Origin of the sequence: Sphingomonas anseongensis, assembly GCF_023516495.1 — a bacterium.
Taxonomy (GTDB): Bacteria; Pseudomonadota; Alphaproteobacteria; order Sphingomonadales; family Sphingomonadaceae; genus Sphingomicrobium; species Sphingomicrobium anseongensis.
In genome coordinates this window covers 1,379,558-1,397,822 of sequence record NZ_JAMGBC010000001.1, presented here as the reverse complement: position 1 = coordinate 1,397,822, position 18,265 = coordinate 1,379,558, and the positions used below count along the sequence as shown (strand labels likewise).

Genomic DNA, 18,265 nt, shown 5'->3' with positions numbered 1-18,265 from the left:
GGGTTACTCCGCGGGCACGTAGAGTTCGCCGCCCTCATCGTGGAAGCGCTTGCTCATCTCGGCCATCCCCGCTTCCGCTTCCTGGACAGCTAGTGAGTCCTCCAGCGGCGCATTCTGCTTTGCGGCGAAATCCCGCACCTCCTGGGTAATCTTCATCGAGCAGAACTTCGGGCCGCACATCGAGCAGAAGTGGGCGGTCTTGGCGCCTTCGGCCGGGAGCGTCTGGTCGTGATATTGCTCGGCGGTTTCGGGATCGAGTGACAGGTTGAACTGGTCGCGCCAGCGGAACTCGAAGCGGGCCTTCGACAGCGCGTCGTCCCATTGCTTGGCGGCCGGGTGGCCTTTCGCCAGGTCGGCCGCGTGGGCGGCGAGCTTGTAGGTGACGACCCCGACCTTCACGTCGTCGCGGTCGGGGAGGCCGAGATGCTCCTTCGGCGTGACGTAGCAAAGCATCGCCGTCCCGAACCAGCCGATCATCGCCGCGCCGATGCCGCTGGTGATATGGTCGTAGCCGGGCGCGACGTCGGTCACGAGCGGGCCCAGCGTATAGAAGGGCGCCTCGCCGCACGCGGCCAGCTGCTTGTCCATATTCTCCTTGATCTTGTGCATTGGCACGTGGCCGGGGCCCTCGATCATCACCTGGCAATCGTGCGCCCAGGCTTTCTTCGTCAGCTCGCCCAATGTGTAGAGCTCGGCGAATTGCGCCTCGTCGTTTGCGTCGGCGATGGAGCCGGGGCGTAGGCCGTCGCCCAATGAGAAAGCGACGTCATAGGCCTTCATGATCTCGCAGATCTCGTCGAAGCGTTCGTAGAGGAAGCTCTCCTTGTGGTGCGCGAGGCACCATTTGGCCATGATCGATCCGCCGCGGCTGACGATGCCGGTGACCCGCTTCGCGGTCATCGGCACGTAGGGGAGGCGGACGCCGGCGTGGATGGTGAAATAGTCCACGCCCTGCTCGGCCTGCTCGATCAGAGTGTCGGCGAAAATCTCCCAAGTCAGGTCCTCCGCGACGCCGCCGACCTTCTCCAGCGCCTGGTAGATGGGGACGGTGCCGATCGGGACCGGCGAGTTGCGGACGATCCATTCGCGCGTGTCGTGGATGTTGCGGCCGGTCGACAGGTCCATGACCGTGTCGGCGCCCCAGCGGATCGCCCATACCATCTTGTCGACTTCGGAGGCGACGTCCGAGGCGACGGCGCTGTTGCCGATATTGGCGTTGATCTTGACCAGGAAGTTGCGGCCGATCGCCATCGGCTCTGTCTCGGGGTGGTTGATGTTGTTGGGGATGATGGCGCGGCCGCGGGCGACCTCGTCGCGGACGAACTCCGGGGTGACGTGGTCGGGGATCGAGGCGCCGAAGTCCTGGCCGTCGCGGATCAGCGCTTCCGCCGCGGCTTCGCGGCCAAGGTTCTCGCGGATGGCCACATATTCCATCTCCGGAGTGACGATGCCGCGCCGGGCGTAGTGCATCTGCGTGACGTTGCAGCCGGCGCGGGCGCGCAGCACGCGCTTGCGGACCTTGGGGAAGGGCGCGACCCCGCCGCTGCGGTCGGGGCCCAGCTGGCCGTTGTCCTCCGGGCGTATCTCGCGCTGGTCGACTTCCTCGACGTCGCCTCGGCCGCGGATCCACTTGGCGCGGAGCTCGGGGAGGCCGGCCATGATGTCGATGCGGGCATCTGGGTCGGTGTAGGGACCGCTGGTGTCGTAGAGCGTTACCGGCGGCTCGCCGCTCGAGGGCTCGAGATCGACCGCTCGCATGGCGACCGCGAGCTCTCCGATGCGGATTTTCCGTGATCCGCGGATCGGGCCGGTGGTGACTTTAAGTTCGGTTCTTGCGGGGGCATCGCCCATCTTCTCTCTCCCTACGGCCGCGCTAACGGCATCAGGTTCAGCGGGTCTCGGCCGGACGCCGACTCTCAGCCCGTTTTTGTCGCTTGCCTTTGAAACATCTCGGCAAGTGCAGGCTCCCCGGGAACCACTGCAATAGGACTGCTTCCGACAAGAGGCCAGCGCTGATCGAAGTCGGCGTCGCAGATTGGCAATCGTTGGTAGAGCGTTACAAAATAGGGTAAAACTGCCAACGGCTGCTCGGCCTTTCCCGGCCGGGAGGGGTCAGCATGTGCGCGGTGTGCGGACGTGGGAGTCGAGCTCCGAACCGGTTGGTCATTTCGACCGGCCGAACAGGGAGACTCACAATGGCACGCATCACCATCTTGTTCGCTGGGACTGCACTTGCATTGACGCTGGCAGTTTCGTCGGGTCCGGCTCAGGCCCAGAGCGCCTGCGACATCAACGGGGTGCCCCAGGCGCCGCCGTTGTTCGGGACTGATACGCTGAAATGTGGCGCGGCAAGCGCCTTCACCGACAATTCCACGGCTGTCGGAGTCGATGCAAGGGCAAGCGGCGCCGTGCTAGTCGGGGACGCGACTGCTGTTGGCGCGGATGCATTGGCAATAACTGTCCCGACCGCAGTCACTATCCAAACGCCCACTCTCGATTATTCTCCATCTGCAACGACCGGGACTACGGCACTCGGATCCTACTCCTTTGCCGTCGGCTCCGGCAGTGTCGCCGTCGGCGATCAAGCCGGGGTTGGGGTGCTGACCATCAACACTCCAGACGATATAAACATTCAGGGCGTCGATAACGCGACTGCGATCGGAAGCGGCTCCCGGGTCACAGAAGACGCCGGCACCGCGGTCGGCGCTAACTCGGAAGCGTCCGGAGTCGGCGCAAGCTCATTCGGAGTCGGTGCATCCGCTTCCGGCGAAGGCGGGACCGCACTGGGCCAATTCTCGTCCGCGAGCGCCTTTGACAGCATCGCAGTCGGGTTTGGGACGATTGCAAGCGGCGCGAGCTCGGTTGCGATCGGCGATGTGAGCTCTGCGAGCGGCGCAAGCGCGATTGCGATCGGCCTGGCCGCCGAAGCCGACTTCGACAACAGCATCATCATCGGCACTGGCAATGACGTCCAGTCGGCTGGCGCCGTCGCCATAGGAACCGGCCAGATCGCAAATGGCGCTGGCGCGGTCGCGATCGGCGATCCGAACACAGCCACCGGTAACGGGGCAGTAGCGGTCGGCGCCGACAATGTTGCGACTGGCGATGGCGCGGTTGCGGTCGGAGATACGAACACCGCAACCGGCGTCGGCGCGGTTGCGATCGGCTCGAACAACACCGCAACGGGGAACGGCTCGGTTGCGATCGGCAACGGCGCCGATGCAACCGGGGGCCAGTCCTCCGCTCTCGGCGCGGATGCCAATGCCACCGGCCCGCGCTCGACCGCGCTGGGCAACCAGACCGACGCGACCGGCGAAGATTCGACAGCACTCGGTTTTGGTGCGGACGCAACCGCCGATGAATCCACGGCCGTTGGGGCGCTCGCCACCGCCAATGCCCAGAATGCGACGGCCGTGGGCTGGAATGCCGACGCGACCGCGCAGAACAGCGTCGCGATCGGCGCCGGCTCGGTTGCTAACGAGGCGAATACGGTCTCGGTCGGAACGGTCGGCGGGGAACGGCAGGTCGTCAACGTGGCGGCGGGCGCCGTCAACGCGACGTCGACCGACGCGGTCAATGGTTCGCAGCTCAATGCGACGAACCAGGCGGTCGCCGCAAACACGACCCAGATCGCCACCAACACCGCGACCATCGCGACTCACACGACGCAGATCGCCACAAACACGACCGCCATCGCGACTCACACGACGCAGATTTCGACGCTCAACACGACCGTGGCGACGCACACGACGCAAATTGCGGCCAACACGGCGGCAATCGCTGCCATCAATGCCGATTTTGGCGTGCTTCAATCCGACATTGGTACCCTCTTCGACCTTCGGAAGGGGGACCGGAGAGACATGAAGCAGGGCATCGCCTCGGCGATCGCCATCGGTTCAGCGCCGATGCCGTCGGAGCCGGGCCGAGTCAGCTATGTCGTCAACGGCGCTCAGTTCCGCGGCGAATATGCGGTCGGCGCCGAGTTCAAGTATCGGCTGAACACAGGAACGCCGATGGCGATCGGCGTCGGCTTGTCTTACGCCGGAAACAAGAACAACGGCGTAAGGGTCGGAATCGCCGGGGAGTTCTGAGCAAGGGCCAGGCGGCGGCGAACCGTTCTACTTGCGGGGAGCTGCCGCCTGCAGTTCCTGGACGGTCAGCGTCCCGTCATGGTTGGCGTCGGCCTTGTCGAAGCTGGCGAGTTTCGGGGCGCGATATTCGTCGCGGCCGATCTTGCCGTCCTTGTTCGTGTCGAGCTGGGTGATCGGCGCGTCCGGCTGGACCGGCGGAAGCGGGCGGGCGACGGCGCTGAACTCGGCGAGGCTGATCGATCCATTCTTGTCGGTGTCGAGCTTCTTGAACTCCTCCTGCAGGCGCTGCTGCTGCGCCGCTTTCAGCGACTGCAGCTCCTTGGTCTGCATCGACTCGATCTCGTTGCGGGTGACGAAACCGTCATGATTGGCGTCGGCGACGGCGAAGGCGGCATCGACGTTCTTGGCGAAGTCGGCGCGAGTCTGTTGCTGCGGAGCCTGCGCGGCCGGTGCCGGCTTGGTCTGGGCGGCCGCCGGGCTTGCGGCCAAGGCGAGCGCGGCGAGCGCGGCAGCGGAAAGGAATCGGGTCACGGGCGGTTCTCCTGCGAGTAATGAGGTCACGGCTTCAGACGCGGCCCGTACCGGGGATTAGCTGACTGCAAGCTGAAAAGGAAACGGCCCGGGAAATCCCGGGCCGTCCCTTTTGCCAATGCTGGCTGGCGCTTAGCCGCGCTCTGGAGCCGGCGGCGGCGGCGGCGGCGGAGGCGGCGGCACCGGGCAGGTGTCGGTCGCCAGGATCACCGTTCCGTCCGGGCAGGTCTGGGTCGCAGGGGGCGGCGGAGGCGGCGGCGCCGGCGGAGGCGGAGGCGGAGGCGGCGGAGCCGCTGCGCCGAAGTTATAGGTCAGGCTCGCCAGGAGGCTGTGCGACCTCCAATGGCCGAGGACCTCCTCAACCGGCCCTTCCTCGACGTTATACTTGGTGTCGAAGTAGCGATACTTCAGGCCAAGATCGAGGTTGGGAGTGATCGCGGCACGAACGCCCGCAAGGATCTGCCAGGCGAAATTGCCGTCGGTTCCTTCGAAGTGAAGCGCGTTGAGCTGGTAGTTGGTGCGAGCATAGCCTGCACCGGCCCCGGCAAAGGCGCTGAAGTTCCCACCGATCGGGAAATCGACCAGGCCGTTGACCATCGCGGACACGGTGCGGGCGTGACCGCCGTTGTTGTCGAGGAAGGGACCGAACTCGTCGGCGAAGTGAGCGTTCGGAACGAACACGTCGGTGTCGATCTTCGCGCGCTTGTACCCAAGTTCGCCTTCCAGGCGGAACATGCCGAAGTCGTAACCGGCAACGATGTCGGCATCGATGCCGAGCTTGTGGTCAATGTCGACCGTGGTGTCGAGGTCGCCCTGGAAGCCCTGGTAATTGACATTGTCGTCCTGGACCATCAGCGCGCCCAGATCGGCGCCGACATAGGGGCCCGTCTGCGCTGCTGCAGGCGCCGCGATCGCGGCAGCCGCCACGGCCGCCAGAAGGTAGAATCTCATGAGTCGCCCTTTCGCTTACTAGAATGAACGTGCAACACATTCGCTTGCCGGAAGTTTCCCAATGACAGCGATGCCGATGCGAATTGATGAAATTTGTGGCCTAGACGCAACAATCTGCGTCAATGTGAAACAGGTCCGGTCCGTCTCAGGCCAGCATTAGCCGCGATAGCCGAAACGCCGCTGATAGGCAGAGCATCGCTCTGCCACCTCCGCCGCCAGCCGGACGCATTCTTCGGAAAGCGAGCGATGGTCGGCACTCCACGGTCCGCCCTCCATGTGCCTCTCTCTCTCGAAACCGCGGTCGAAATCCTCCAAATTCGCTGCGACGTCGCCGCCGCCGGGCCAGCCCACGAAGCGGGCAAGTTCCGAGCGCTCGTCAGCCGACCCGGCGAACTCTTCGTAGCGAGCGATCCGGACGGGAGTTTCCTCGGCTTCGAGAAAGTCCAGGTAGTCTAGGATTCCGGCGCTCTCCCGAAGGCAATAATCGACCACCCAGTCGTCGCTGAAGCGGTCGAGATTGTCCTGAAGCCGGTGCTTCTCGAACAGGCTCAGTGCGACATCGGCGATGTTGCGCACAGTGACGATGACTCGCTGAGGCGAGAAGGCGCGGGTCATCGCGAAATGCTGCTCGCAGAGCACTTCCTTGGCGGCCCAGCGGCGGCCGGCCAGCCTCGGGCCCATCAGCCGCCGGAAACGGTCGAGCGGAGCTTCGGCGCGCTCGGTCCAATCGTCCTCGGGAACAGGGGTTCCAAGACTGCGCAACTGGATCTGTAGAAGCCGGGTGTTCATCGGCCGAAGGAAGGACGGCTCGTTGAAAACGATGTGATCGGGCGGCGTCGAGAGCCAGTTGCACAGCATCGTGCTTCCCGACCGGCCGATGGCGGCGATGTAGAAGTCAGGCAGCGCGGGCGGCGATCCGATCTGGGCGTCAGCCATGTGCCGCCTCCTCGAGAAGCTCGAGCTCGCGTGGAATAATGACGGCGCTGCTTCGCTCGCTTCGGATGCGCTCGGCAGCGGCTTTCGAACGTTCGAGGAACAAGCCCGGCTTCCGGACCATCTCCAGCATCGCCTGCGCCAAGGCGTCGCTGTCGCCCGGCGGGGCGAGGGCGGCGCAGCTTTCGTCGGCGAACTCGAGGACGGCGGGAATGGCGTTGGTCACTGGCACCAGCCCCGAGGCCATCGCCTCGTCGCGCGAGACGCCCTGAGTATCCAGCCGCGTCGGCACCAGGAAAAGCCCGTGGCGGCCGTGCTCGTCCGCGATTTCCTCCTGTGTGAGGAAGCGCCGCGAGACGCTGACGTTGGGAAGGCCGGCAAGCGGTCCGACCGTCTCGTCGAACAAGGGGCCGTCGCCGATGATCGTGAAGCGAAGCTTCTCCGCATCGGGTCGCCCTGCCAGCTTCAGGATGGCGTCAACCGCCAGGTCGTTCGCATAGGTTTGCGAATCGAATGGCCTGATCAGGAGGACGTTGAAGCGGTCCTCGGCGCTCTTGGCTCGATAGGCGAACAGGTCGGTGTCGATCGGGTTGGGGACGACCGAATAATGGTCTGGCGTGAGCTTCCCGCCCCAATCCGTGCGCGCGAGCTCTATCGAGGTCTTCGAAACGAAGACGAGCTTCAGGCGCGAGGGGAAGTCGCCCAGCAGCCTGTTCCAGAAGGCGCATCGCGCCTTGAGCTGCTCCAGTGCCTTGGCTCTTTCGCTCGCGGGAGCAACCAGCGCCTTCTGTCGCATGAAATCGGGGATCTCCGATCCGTGGAGCCATGCGCGGATGGGTATGGATGGGGAGAGCGGCTCCAGCAGGTCCCACAGGCCCTCGCTGAAGCCATGCGCTGCGACGACGTCCGGCCTCCAATCCTCGACGAAAGCCTGGAGCGCGGCCGGGTTGCCAGTCCAGCAGGTGACGGAATCGAACTCATGCGACATGGGCTGTCCGTTCTCGCCCGGGCGGAACACGCGAACATCGTGGCCGGCGGCCGAATAAGCGACCACGCGCCGGTGAACGAAGGGATATTTGTAGAGGTCCCCGGCGGCTGGGTAAGACCGGGTTAGGACGAGAATCCTGGTCATCTGCGTCGTTCGAGCCGCCGGCGCCTCCGCGCTAGCGGACGTGGCGCCAGAGGCCGCCGCTTAAGCGGAGGTTTTCGGGCTCGCCGCCAAGGAATTCGCGGAGTTCGGCGAGGTAGGCGGCTTTCCAACGCTCCGCATGCTCCTCGATGCTCTCGCCGGGCTCCGGATCGGGAAGCTGGCGGATGACGAAGCCGATCCTCTCCCCCTCCCACCGTGGAGCGGCGAAGACGGACGGCACGCCCATCGAATAAGCCGTCCGGGCAGCGAAGCTCGAATAGGTGATCTCCTGGTCCTCAAACGGGATTCGCGGTGCGGCCAAGTTGATCGCTCCGTCGATGGCGATCACCACCGAATAGCCCTGCCGGAGAGAGCGCATGAACGCCTTGCCGACGCTGAGGTCGTCCTGCTCGCTCGTGGAGATGAGCGAGCCGGCATAAGCCGTCCGGGCGACGCTAGGAGTCGATGCAAGCCAGCGCGAGCGAACTCCGAGAAGCTCAAGCGCCAGGGGCCCGGCATACATCGGGCCGATATGCGCGGAGGCGAGGATCATTCCACCGCTCCGGTCGATTCCTCCGAGCACGCGCTCGGCGTCGCTGAGGTCCGCCAGTCGAAGCATGACGTCGGGGATGCGGTCATCACGGCATTCGAGCCAGTCGAGCATGTAATGGTCGGCAAGGTGGCCCCACTTGGCGCGGCGTTCCCACTCGGACCGGTCCATCTCGGGGCCTTTGCGGAGGCTCCTTGCCCAGTCGAGGCGGGCTTGCGGAAGGCTCACAGAGTCGATCTTGTCCCACAGTGCCTTGAGGCCCTTGTCGAAGTTCCTCGGAAGCGACGCCTTCCGGTCGCCGACGAACCGGTCGAAGAGCTCGACGGCTTCCTTTCGTCGCCCCGCCTGGCTTAGCGCACCCGCCGCGTAGCGCGCCCAACGCGGAGAAGAAGGCTGGAGGCTCAGCAAGGTGCGAAACTCATCGGCGGCCTCGGAATAGCGCCCGACCTGCTTGAGTGCCCTGGCGTAGAGCGCGCGCTGGTGGGCGCCTTTGGGCTGAAGGTCGCAGGCGGCCTTCAGGTGCGGGATTGCAGCCGAATAATTGCGCGTTCGAAGAAGCGCCTCGCCCATCGCCATGTTCATTCGCACGTCGTCGGGTGCGACTTCGAGCCCCTCGCGCAGGTGCTCGATGGCTCGGTCGTACCGGTCGTCGCGCTGCGACTGGAGGTAGGCGTGGGCGACGCTCGAGCGCAGCACCTCATGTTCCCAGCCCTCCTCCAGCAGGCGCTCGCCGACCTCGATCGTTTCGTCGTGCCGGCCTGACTCGAACAAGCTTCGAACGATGACGGAGGCCATCGCCTCGTCCTCGATGTCGGCCTCCGCCATTTCAAGCGCCAGCTGCGCCGCCTGGTCGGTACGGCCGCTTCGGGTGAGTGCGAGAAGCGCGATGTTGGCCAGCTTCAGATCGTCCGCTGCGCAATCGAGAAGCTTTGAGGCTTCGGCACCGGCCTCCTCCACCTGGCCCGCGCGAAGCAGCGTCTGGATGTAGGAGCGCTGCGCAGATGGATCGTCGGGGCGCTCGTCGAGAACCGCTCGCGCATCTTCAAGCGCGCCTGGCCATTGCTTGAGACGCCCGCGCACGCTTGCGCGCAGGCGCCTGTCCTCGATGGACCCCGAGCCGGCGGCGATCAACCGGTCGAGGAGCTTGCCAGCAAGCTCCAGAATGCCGGCAGCGACCAGCGGGGAGATGACGAAGCGCCGGAGATCGGTCCGCGCATTGGGAAGGCGAATCACGTCGGCGGTCATCAGATTCATACCGCGGGTTTCACGGCCTGCCCGGACCAGCGCCATTGCGTAGGCGAGGCGAGCCTCGGGCGCCTCCCGCTCGTCCCCGGAAAGCTGCTCCTCATAAAAGGCGAGGGCGTCCTGCCACGCGGATTCGCGAAGCAGTCCATACAGCTCCCGGACGTTGTTCGTTTCTATGACCGACGCCATTGCCTCACCGTCCAGCCGAAGCGAAGGCTGTCGAGCCAGCGCCGGTCGGCCGAGCTTCGCCTGGCGATCGCGACGATCGCCCAGAGCAGCGCAAGGAAGAGGAGAATGGGCCAGCTTATCGTGATGATGTCCCGCACCGCCGCATAGGTATCGACGCCCATCTGGACGATGATCACGAAATAGCGGCGCTCGCCGAGGATCTTGAGATAGGCCTGCTGAAGCGTCTTGAGCGTGGTGTCATAACGCGCTTGAGCGATCTCCTTGCGCGATGCGGCGGATTCGAACTCGTTGACGCTCCGGGCGACCGAGCCTCCGCCGGGGTTGGTTAGTCGCTGACGTTGCTGGCTGATCTGCGACTGAAGTTCCTGGACCCGGGTCGTCAGGCGCGGAAGCAGCGGGCTGTTGGTAAGCCCCTGGTCAAGCAATGCGTTGCGCTCGCGCTGGGCATCGGCAAGCTGGAGCTCCAGGCTGCTGATCAGCTGGTAGATGGCCGCCGCGGTTTGCTCCGGATTTAGGTCGCCGCGGCGGGCCTGAACGATCGCAAGCCCGCGCCGGGCCTCAGATACCTCGCGCTCCGCATTCTGCACGTCGCGGCTGAGCGCGCTGATCTGGTCCGCGGTCATCCGCTCGGAGAATTCGTTCACGTGCCTCTCCGAGGCGGCAAGAATGGCATCGCCGAACTTCTGCGCGTCTTGCGGAGTGCGCGCCTGGACGAACAGCCGGAGCATGCCTTCCTGCGTGTCCACCGCAACACGGACGCGCTTGCGATAATAGGTCAGCGGGTCGCGATTGAGGCCGAGCGGGCTGCGATAGCGTTCCAGCGGATCCATTGCCGGCGACGCAAAGTGGCTCATGAAGCCGTAGCGCTGCTCCATATAATTCATCATCGAGCGCGAAAGAATGAATTCGCGCGCCTTGAATGCGTCGGCGATTCCCGGCGTGCTCACTCCAAGCCCGATCAGACCGCCTGCTGCTGCCGCGGGCGGGGCTTCCTGGCTCGTCTGGACGGTGAACACCGCTTCGCCCTGGTAAAGCGGAGTCGCAATGAACGCGACGTAAGCGAGGATCGCGAGGAGCGGGATGCCGACATAGAAAGCAAGGCGGCGAGTCAGCAGCCGCCAGCGCTCACGACGTCTCTGTCGGATGGCGAGCCGAGCCTCCTCAAGCGAAATCTCGTGCGATCTCCCCCCGGGCGTTGCAGAGCCGGTGCGTTCGCCCGGATCCGGCCGGTTCAGGGCGACGGTGTCGAGATCGGCGAAGTCCTCGTCTTCCGGCAGAGCCGGCGCGGGCTGCGGTGACTGCCGCTGCTGCCTCCAGCGCTTGATCCGCTCTTCATTGTCCATCGTATTTACCTTAACACTCTGTTTTTATTGCCCCAAGACATGCTCAGGCGAGGTCGAAGGAAGCGAGCTCCTCTTCGATCGCCTCCTCTTCGCCGCCATGCTCCAGGTCGAAAGTCAGAAGCGACTTCGCCTCGTCCAGGTCTTCGCACATGATAATCTTCCCCCTGCTGAGAACGGCGAAGCGCTCGCAGGCCGTTTCGAGAGCGCGAGGATTGCTGGCAACGAGGATGAGGCCGCAGGTTTCCAGCCGCCGATTGAGGGTTTCCTGGCATTTTTCGCGAAAATGCTGGTCGCCGGCGACGAGCCTTTCGTCGGCAAGATAGGTGCGGGCCGGAACCCCAAGCGAGGCTGCAAACGCCAGCCTCATGCGCATTGCACCGGTATAAAGCTGCATCGGCACGAAGAAGGAGTCCCCGAGCTCCGCGAATTGCTGGCAGTACGCCGCGAATTCGTCCGGATCGACGCCGGCAAAACCGGCCATCATCCGCACATTGTCCTCGCCCGTCATCTCGGGCCGGAAGGCGCCGCCATAAGCGAGGGGCCATCCGCCGTCGTCGCGCAAAACCTGACCGCTGTCCGGCACGTCCACTCCCGCCAGAAGCCGGATAATCGTCGACTTTCCCGCTCCGGGAGCCGCGAGCAGGCCCACCTTGTCGTTTGACGCGACCGCCATCGATGCATTGTCCAGCACGATTTTCGGCATGCCGAACTTCATGAAGTAGCGGCTGCAGTCGACGAATCCCCACATCAGATCGGCCGCCAGGCCCGGACCGCGAGCGCCGCTCCAAAGAGAACGGCGATGAACGCGACGACATACAGGGGGTCGCTGATCCGCGACTGATAATGGAACAGCATTCCGTCACGCGAAATCTCTATCGCGTGCATCAGCGGGTTCCAGCCGAGCACTGAGAGCACGTCGCCGCGAAGCTCGTTTGGGATGAAGAAAACGGCCGAGAAGAAATAGCTCGGGCGAAGGAGGATGATACCGAGCTGGAAGACGGTGATGTCTCGTCGCGACAGGACGGAGAACAGGTAGCCGTAGCCAGCACCCAGGAGCCACGCGAGGGTGATTCCGCCGATCCACAGCGGCAGATTGTCGAGCTCGAAATTGCCGAACACGAAGTAGTTGATCGCCATGATGATCGCGGCGACGATGTAGATGTTCACATATTCAACCACCGCGAGCGCGATCGCGGCATGCTCCGGAGTGACTCCGGGAAAAATGATGAGGCTTCGGACTGCACCATTCACCTTGCCCATCGCATTCACTGTGTAGCGGAACGCCACGTAGGGAATGAGGCCCGAGATGATGAACGTGACCAGATCAGTGAAAATCGGCGAGGTGCGGTTAAGGACATAGAAAATGCCGTATGTGCCGGCGATCCACAGCACGGGCAGAACGAACGTCCACGAATAGCCGAACATATTTTGGCTAAACCGGGTTTTGAGGTCGCGGGAGATCAGCGCCGCCACGATCTCGCCCTGTTCGACGAGCCATTCGCCGAAGTGGCGGCGCGGCTCCTGATCCCCGGCCGCCGCCCAGCCAGCGTTCATTGCCCGCTCCGGATCATGGCACCACCGCGGCCGCTGACCGCAGCGCCACAAGTGATTGAGCGACCGACGCGAGCACCAGCCGAAGCTGGGCGAAGGGCGCGCTTGAGATCAGGACTGCATCCTTGTCCTGAAGCACCGTCCTCGCGGCGTACGACACCTCTTCGGGCCGACGCATGTCGAAATGATAGACGACCGGTGCTGCATTCGGGTTCTCGGGCAAGCGCATCAGGAACACGGCGCGCGGGTTTGCCGCTTCCGGGTTGAGTCCCCGCGAGGCGCCCAGCGCATCGAGCAGGGTGAAGTTGCGCTTGGTCATCGGGACGGTCCCCTGGACGCCCGCCGCGCCGAGCACGGTGACGGTCTCGTCCACGGTCCTGAGGATGACCGAATCACCCGGCTGGAGGGCGATGTCGTACCTTGGGTTCGAATAGACCTCGCTCAGTCGCGCGGTCGCGCTTCGGCCGTTGCGCCGGACGACGACGTCCAGCATCGCCGGATTTTTCTGGTCCGGTGCGGCCTCGGCAAGCAGCTGCGATAGCCGCGTCCGTCCCTGCTCGATTGGGAACGAGCCTGTCTTGCCGGCGGCGCCCTGCACGCTGACGAGCGCGCTCCGGTGCTCGACCAGGCGAACGTCAACCTGCGGGTTGAGAACGACCGTCCGAAGACGCTGGGTGATGCGGCTGCGCAGCTGCGGCACGGTAAGGCCCTCGGCCTGGATAGCGCCGACGTAGGGCAGGTAAACTCGCCCCGAGTCATCGATCGTCAGCTCGCCGAGATCGCTGCCAGTGCTGCCCGTCGATGCGAAGACGTTCGACGAGCCGCTTTCCCAGATGCGGACCGACAGCCGGTCACCCGGGCCCAGACGGTCGTAATCGGGCTCGGGAGTGCTGACAAAGTCAGCAGGGAAGGCCGGCGCGGTCGAGGAGACCGGCGCGGGCGGGATCGTCGCGCCGGTGACCGCGATCAATTGGATGTCGCCTGCTTTGCCGGACCGTTCCACCTCGGAGAAGGACGCGACCGGACGCGGCATGGTGCAGCCGCCGAGGACGGCCGCCGCCGCAGCGAGGGAAACGAATGCAATTCTGTGTTTCACCGACAAAGATCCTGGGTGTGGAACTGCCAATTCACGCAGCGCGGAGCGACCGCTGACGGTGCGGTTCGATCGAGTCGAGCCCCGCAAAGCCTTCCGACGTGCATGTGGCGAACTGGCCGAGCATGTGAGGAATTGAAAAGTGTGAATCGAGAAAACCTCGCGCGAGCCCCCCGGGGGCGAAAATCTCGCGCTCATCGGAACGCAGAGCCCATTTGTGGGTGCTCTCAACGATCTCGTCGTAGTCCGGTTGCTCGGCGCAGCCGAGAACATGGCCGGTGACGCCCTCGATCAAGCATTCGGCAGCGCCGCCGGCGGGCGTCGTCACGACCCTGACGCCCATATATTGCGCCTCGATGAGCACATTCGGCAGGCCTTCGAAGCGAGACAGGAGGACGAGCGCGTCCATCTTCGACATCCAAAATCCGACATTGCTCGACCGGCCGGCAAACAGGATGCGGTCGGTGATCCCATATTCCTCGGCGAGCTCGATGGCATTGGGCAGCAACCGCCCGCCGCCGACCAGGACGATTCGCGAATCCGGGTGCCGTTTCAAATATCGGGCGGCGAAGCGGATCCACAGCAGCGGCTGCTTGTCGGTGTCGAAGCGGAAAACCCCGCCAATCGTGTGAGTGGCGTCGGGAGTCGATGCGGCAAATTCGGCCCACAGCTTCTCGCAGTCGGGCGTCGGCTGCGCCGACATGGGTTCGACGCCGTTGTAGACGATCCGGAATCGATCGAGCGGGATGTCGAGCCAGCTGGCGTAGGCCCGCGCCGCCGAGACGCTGTTGCTGAGGAAGGTCACGCCCGGCACCTGGCCCATCGCGCGGTAGAGGACTTCATATTCCGGGCGGAACATGTGGCGGCGCATGCTCGGGGGAAGTCCGCGGATCGCCAGTTGGATCTGCGGAACTCCGGCAAGCAGCGCGGCGAGGCCGGCAAACAGACACGCGCCGTCCTGCCAGACCGAAGCTACATCCGTTTCGGACTCGATAAAGTGGCGGGTTAGCCTTTGAACGCCGAAATTCACCACCGGCGGTAGATATTCCAGCAATTGCAGGAGCCCGGAGTCGCGTGTCAGCTCCGACGGGGGAATCGCCGGGAAGAGGTTGATCTGCTGAAGCTCGACTTTGGCACCGGATACTTCGCCCAAGTAGAAATCGTTCTGCTTTTCAGGGCCATGCGAGCGGACCAGTACCTCCACAGGGCGGTCGAGCTTGATGCCGGCAATTGAGCCGTGAGTTTTACGCGCCCGCTCGAGTTCGATCGCGAGGCGAGTGAGCTGACGCTCGGCTCCCCCGGGGCCAAGGCCGCCGGTGATGAGACTCAGCCGGCCGAGAGTGCTCGGCTTCGGCGGGATGACCTGGCGGTGGCGGAAATGGAGGATCGCATGCTTCATCGCCAGCATCCGGCAGTTCTCGTCGGCCGCGGGCCTGCGGCCCTCGAGGCGCGTGAGAAGCGCCATGAGGCTGTCGAGCTTGGCTATGTAGGTCTGACCCTTGCCGCCCTCGTGGAAACAGTCGCGAACCGGATCGACGACCTCGATTGCACTTGTCAGCGAGCCGTCGGTGAACAGGCGCTTCGAGTAGCGGATGGCCACGTCGCGCCGGTGGTCCGGATCCAGCTCCATGAGCGAGAAGAATAGATCCCGAGCGCGGTCATGCTCATGCGCCTCGTAGAGCAACTCGGCCTTCAGCATGTAGCGGATGACGTCGGAGCGGTCGCCGAAGTCGCGCTCATCGATGAGAGCGATCGCCTTCTCCGTTTCCTTGCGCCTGATCAGGCGCCGGACTCGGGTCGCAAACACCGCCGGGTTGCCGGGCTGGAGGCTGTCCAGGGCATTCCACTCACGTTCGAATGTCGAGTCGTCCGCGATCTTGAGCAGGTCGCGGGCGGCCTGCTCGATCTCACACGGCGTAGCATCGCCACGGAGCTCATCTGCATGATCTTGCAACGGAATCCCCAAACGCACTGGTCCAATTCGGCGACCGGACGCTATCGTTCGATAGAGCCCCAGGGTCAACCCACTTGTGACATTTAAGTCGCTAATGGAGCTTGTTGGAGTAAAGCCGGACCAAATGTTCTTGACCCAGATTAGCGTCTAAGCCGCGGCTTCGATCTCCGCTCCCGCCTGCGCGCGACGCTGCGCCATCTTCAAGCAGCGCTCCCGTTGCCGCGGAGCCGTCTCGTTATCGGGCTCTACCGACTGGATGCGGTCCCAGACTTCGGCGGCCTCCGCGAAGCGAAGTTGTGCCATCAGCTCGAGAGCAAGTTTTCGCAGGAGGCGTGTGTCAGCGGGGCGAAGCTTGACCATTTGACGAAGGAGAGCCTCTCCTTCCTCCGCGTCACCCTCGCCCTGCTCGATCTCCCTCAGGCGCGTGCGAAGCTGGGTATGGAGCCGGTTCAGTTCGCGATCCACCCGATCCGCCGAACCCACCTCTTGCTTGATCAGTCGAGCCAGCCGCAGCGCTTGCTCGACCTCTTCCTCCAGGACCAGGCGGCGAAGCTGCTTGAGCGCACGCGGTCCCGCCCGGGAAAAGAATTGCCGCAATTCCGAATCGATCTTGCGCGTCTCGTCCGTCGGTGACCGCCGCAAATCACCATACAGCTCAAGCGCCGTCGAATAATCGCCGGCCAGGGCCGCAAGTCGCGCCGCCCAACGGGTCGCTGCGAAATTGTCCGGGTGCTCAACACGGACTCGCTTCATCAGATCGAGCGCTTCCTCGACCCTCCCCGCGGAATGAAGCGCGCGAGCATAGTTGATTGCGCCATCGGGCAGGCTGAGCAGCAGGTCGCCGGCCGCCGCGCCGATGCGCAGGACCTCGTCGATATCCTTTGCGACGTAGGCGTTGCGAATGTCGGTCCGGAAGCCCTGCGACATTTCGCGGATCAACCGGCGCGCCTCACCAGCAAGTTTCCTGCCCGGGATCTGCGTGCTTGAAATGTCCTCAAGCGAAAGCAGGCCGTGGGCGACGTCATGCGCCTCCTCGAGCCTGCCCTGATCGATGAGTCTGCGCGCCGTTTCGACCGACTCCTTGATGATCGCGAGCCGACGCTCGGATATGCTTCGCGGAATCCGCCCAAGCGCGGCCGCAAGGCCGATCGAGCGGGCGACGCCGCGGTGCAGGCCCGCCGAGGCCGCGTCTTCGAGCAGGTCGACGGTGGCCGCCTTGTCGAGCGGGGCCACCGCTTTGAGAGCCGCGGCGAACAGTTCCTCGTCGCGATTTCGGATGGCCCACATGGCCACTTCGAACGCGCCGTTCGCCGACGTTCCCGCACTTTCGAGAAGCTCGCGCCGCCACGCCGCCGTCTCCTCCGGCCCTCGATGATCGATGAGCAGGATCAATGCCCGAAGAGCGGTTGCAAGGCTGTTCTTGTCGTTACGGAAGGCCTGCTTCGCGTAGCTGATCGCCAGGTCGATCTTGCCCGCCCGCTCGGCCGCCCCGGCAGCTGCGGCGTACAAGGCGGCGCTTTCATATTCCTCGGCGAGAAGGCTTTGAGCGGTCTTCAGAGCGCGTTCCGGATCGCCGGTGGCGCTCAGGGCCTCGACAAGGCCCACCCTCATCGCCTGCGATAAGGCGCCGTCGTCACCGACGCGGGTCAGATCCTCGACCGCACCGCGGAAATCGCCGATCCGCGAGCGGACGAGCCCGCGAAGCTCGATCAGCGGAAGCGCGTCGGGTGAATCTTCGACCGCCTGGTGGATGTCGCGCGACGCCGTGAAGAAATCGCCGATCTCCAGCATCGCCTCGAGCTTTGCAGCCTGCCGTGCGACTTGCTCTCTTTCGGTGTCCGGGAGCCGGCCAATTCCGGAGGCTCCCATCAGCGGAACAACGTGCGCGCTGTGAATTTCGTCGTACACGCGGTCGTAGAATGCCGGCGTGTAATGGGTCAGGTCCAGACCGCCAGATTCGAGCGCCTTGTCCTGGCCGAAATCGACCATCGCCGTCGTTGGATCGAAGACCGGAACTCCGAGCTGCTCCGCGGCCATCTTGACCCAGCGGATGAGGCGGTCCCGAGCGGGGATGGGCTCGCCATCCGGGCCTGCGGCGTTGACGTGAGTGACGAAGAGAAGCCTGCCGCTGCCAAGGCGCTCCGCAATTTCCGCCATGTCGCTCTTGATCGCCTTGAACGACTGCGGCTCCATCCGAAGGCTGATCAGCAGTTCGCGGTCGTCGCGCGAAAGGAGTCGATAGCTCGCCTGGCGGCCGAGATAGTCGAGAAGCTCCTTCCGATGCGCTTTCTTGATCAGCGACCAGAAGGTCCGCCCGCGGTCCGCACTGGCAAAGAAGTCGGCATAATAATGAGACAGATAGTTGGACTGCACGATGTCGTCGCCCGACGAAATGCGCTTGGCAGAGCTGATTTCGACCAGGTGGAGGTTCGAAGGCTCCCAGCTCTCGCTTTCATACTGCTGAAGGTTGGCGTCCCTGGCTACAAGCGGCGCGACCCTTGGATCGAACTGCTTCTCGCCCTGTAGGAAACGCAGCAGCTGCAGCGCTTCGGCGCTGCTGTGCACGAAGCCATAGTTGCGCCGCTGCTCAACCTGCATGGGATAGCGGCCCGCCGCACGCCTCAGCGGCGTGTGGATCCGGCAGGTACCGATCGGGGTAATTACAAAATCGCTCACAACCGCTTCCTGGCGCCGGGTCGTCTCGC

13 protein-coding genes and 1 riboswitch are annotated in these 18,265 nt (G+C 64.4%); of the genes, 1 reads left to right on the top strand and 12 read right to left on the bottom strand.

Features of this window, described 5'->3' with window-relative positions:
* Positions 1 to 3: 3 nt before the first annotated feature.
* Positions 4 to 1,851, bottom strand: a complete 1,848-nt coding sequence (gene thiC, locus LZ519_RS07200; protein ID WP_249868021.1) for a phosphomethylpyrimidine synthase ThiC — start codon at positions 1,849 to 1,851, stop codon at positions 4 to 6.
* Positions 1,842 to 1,981: riboswitch (TPP riboswitch) on the bottom strand. It overlaps the preceding gene by 10 nt.
* A gap of 214 nt (positions 1,982 to 2,195) precedes the next feature.
* Between thiC and LZ519_RS07195 the strand changes: the two genes are divergently transcribed.
* A complete protein-coding gene (locus LZ519_RS07195) occupies positions 2,196 to 4,091 on the top strand; it encodes a hypothetical protein (RefSeq protein WP_249868020.1) in 1,896 nt (631 codons plus the stop codon).
* A gap of 27 nt (positions 4,092 to 4,118) precedes the next feature.
* Here the strand turns inward: LZ519_RS07195 and LZ519_RS07190 are convergent, their stop codons facing one another.
* The 11 genes from LZ519_RS07190 to LZ519_RS07135 form a co-directional block, all read right to left on the bottom strand.
* Entirely contained in the window at positions 4,119 to 4,622 is a 504-nt protein-coding gene (locus LZ519_RS07190) for an EF-hand domain-containing protein (RefSeq protein ID WP_249868019.1), read from the bottom strand.
* Between the two features lie 132 nt (positions 4,623 to 4,754).
* Complete coding sequence (locus tag LZ519_RS07180; protein ID WP_283937301.1) at positions 4,755 to 5,573, bottom strand: outer membrane protein; 819 nt, start codon at positions 5,571 to 5,573, stop codon at positions 4,755 to 4,757.
* 156 nt (positions 5,574 to 5,729) lie between these two features.
* A complete protein-coding gene (locus LZ519_RS07175) occupies positions 5,730 to 6,509 on the bottom strand; it encodes a hypothetical protein (protein WP_249868018.1) in 780 nt (259 codons plus the stop codon).
* A complete protein-coding gene (locus LZ519_RS07170; RefSeq protein ID WP_249868017.1) occupies positions 6,502 to 7,638 on the bottom strand; it encodes a glycosyltransferase family 4 protein in 1,137 nt (378 codons plus the stop codon). Before LZ519_RS07170 ends, LZ519_RS07175 begins: the two co-directional genes overlap by 8 nt.
* Positions 7,639 to 7,669: 31 nt before the next feature.
* On the bottom strand, positions 7,670 to 9,619 hold the full coding sequence (locus LZ519_RS07165; protein ID WP_249868016.1) for a tetratricopeptide repeat protein: 1,950 nt from the start codon (positions 9,617 to 9,619) through the stop codon (positions 7,670 to 7,672).
* Positions 9,604 to 10,962 (bottom strand): hypothetical protein, encoded by a 1,359-nt coding sequence (locus LZ519_RS07160; RefSeq protein WP_249868015.1) that lies wholly within the window; start codon positions 10,960 to 10,962, stop codon positions 9,604 to 9,606. Before LZ519_RS07160 ends, LZ519_RS07165 begins: the two co-directional genes overlap by 16 nt.
* Before the next feature lie 43 nt (positions 10,963 to 11,005).
* Entirely contained in the window at positions 11,006 to 11,710 is a 705-nt protein-coding gene (locus tag LZ519_RS07155) for an ATP-binding cassette domain-containing protein (RefSeq protein WP_249868014.1), read from the bottom strand.
* Positions 11,710 to 12,516, bottom strand: a complete 807-nt coding sequence (locus tag LZ519_RS07150; RefSeq protein WP_249868013.1) for an ABC transporter permease — start codon at positions 12,514 to 12,516, stop codon at positions 11,710 to 11,712. The genes LZ519_RS07155 and LZ519_RS07150 overlap by 1 nt, the downstream gene beginning before the upstream one ends.
* 13 nt (positions 12,517 to 12,529) lie before the next feature.
* Entirely contained in the window at positions 12,530 to 13,609 is a 1,080-nt protein-coding gene (locus LZ519_RS07145) for a polysaccharide biosynthesis/export family protein (protein WP_249868012.1), read from the bottom strand.
* Between the two features lie 31 nt (positions 13,610 to 13,640).
* Entirely contained in the window at positions 13,641 to 15,560 is a 1,920-nt protein-coding gene (locus LZ519_RS07140; RefSeq protein ID WP_249868011.1) for a glycosyltransferase, read from the bottom strand.
* Between the two features lie 147 nt (positions 15,561 to 15,707).
* A complete protein-coding gene (locus LZ519_RS07135; protein ID WP_249868010.1) occupies positions 15,708 to 18,236 on the bottom strand; it encodes a hypothetical protein in 2,529 nt (842 codons plus the stop codon).
* Positions 18,237 to 18,265 lie beyond the last annotated feature (29 nt).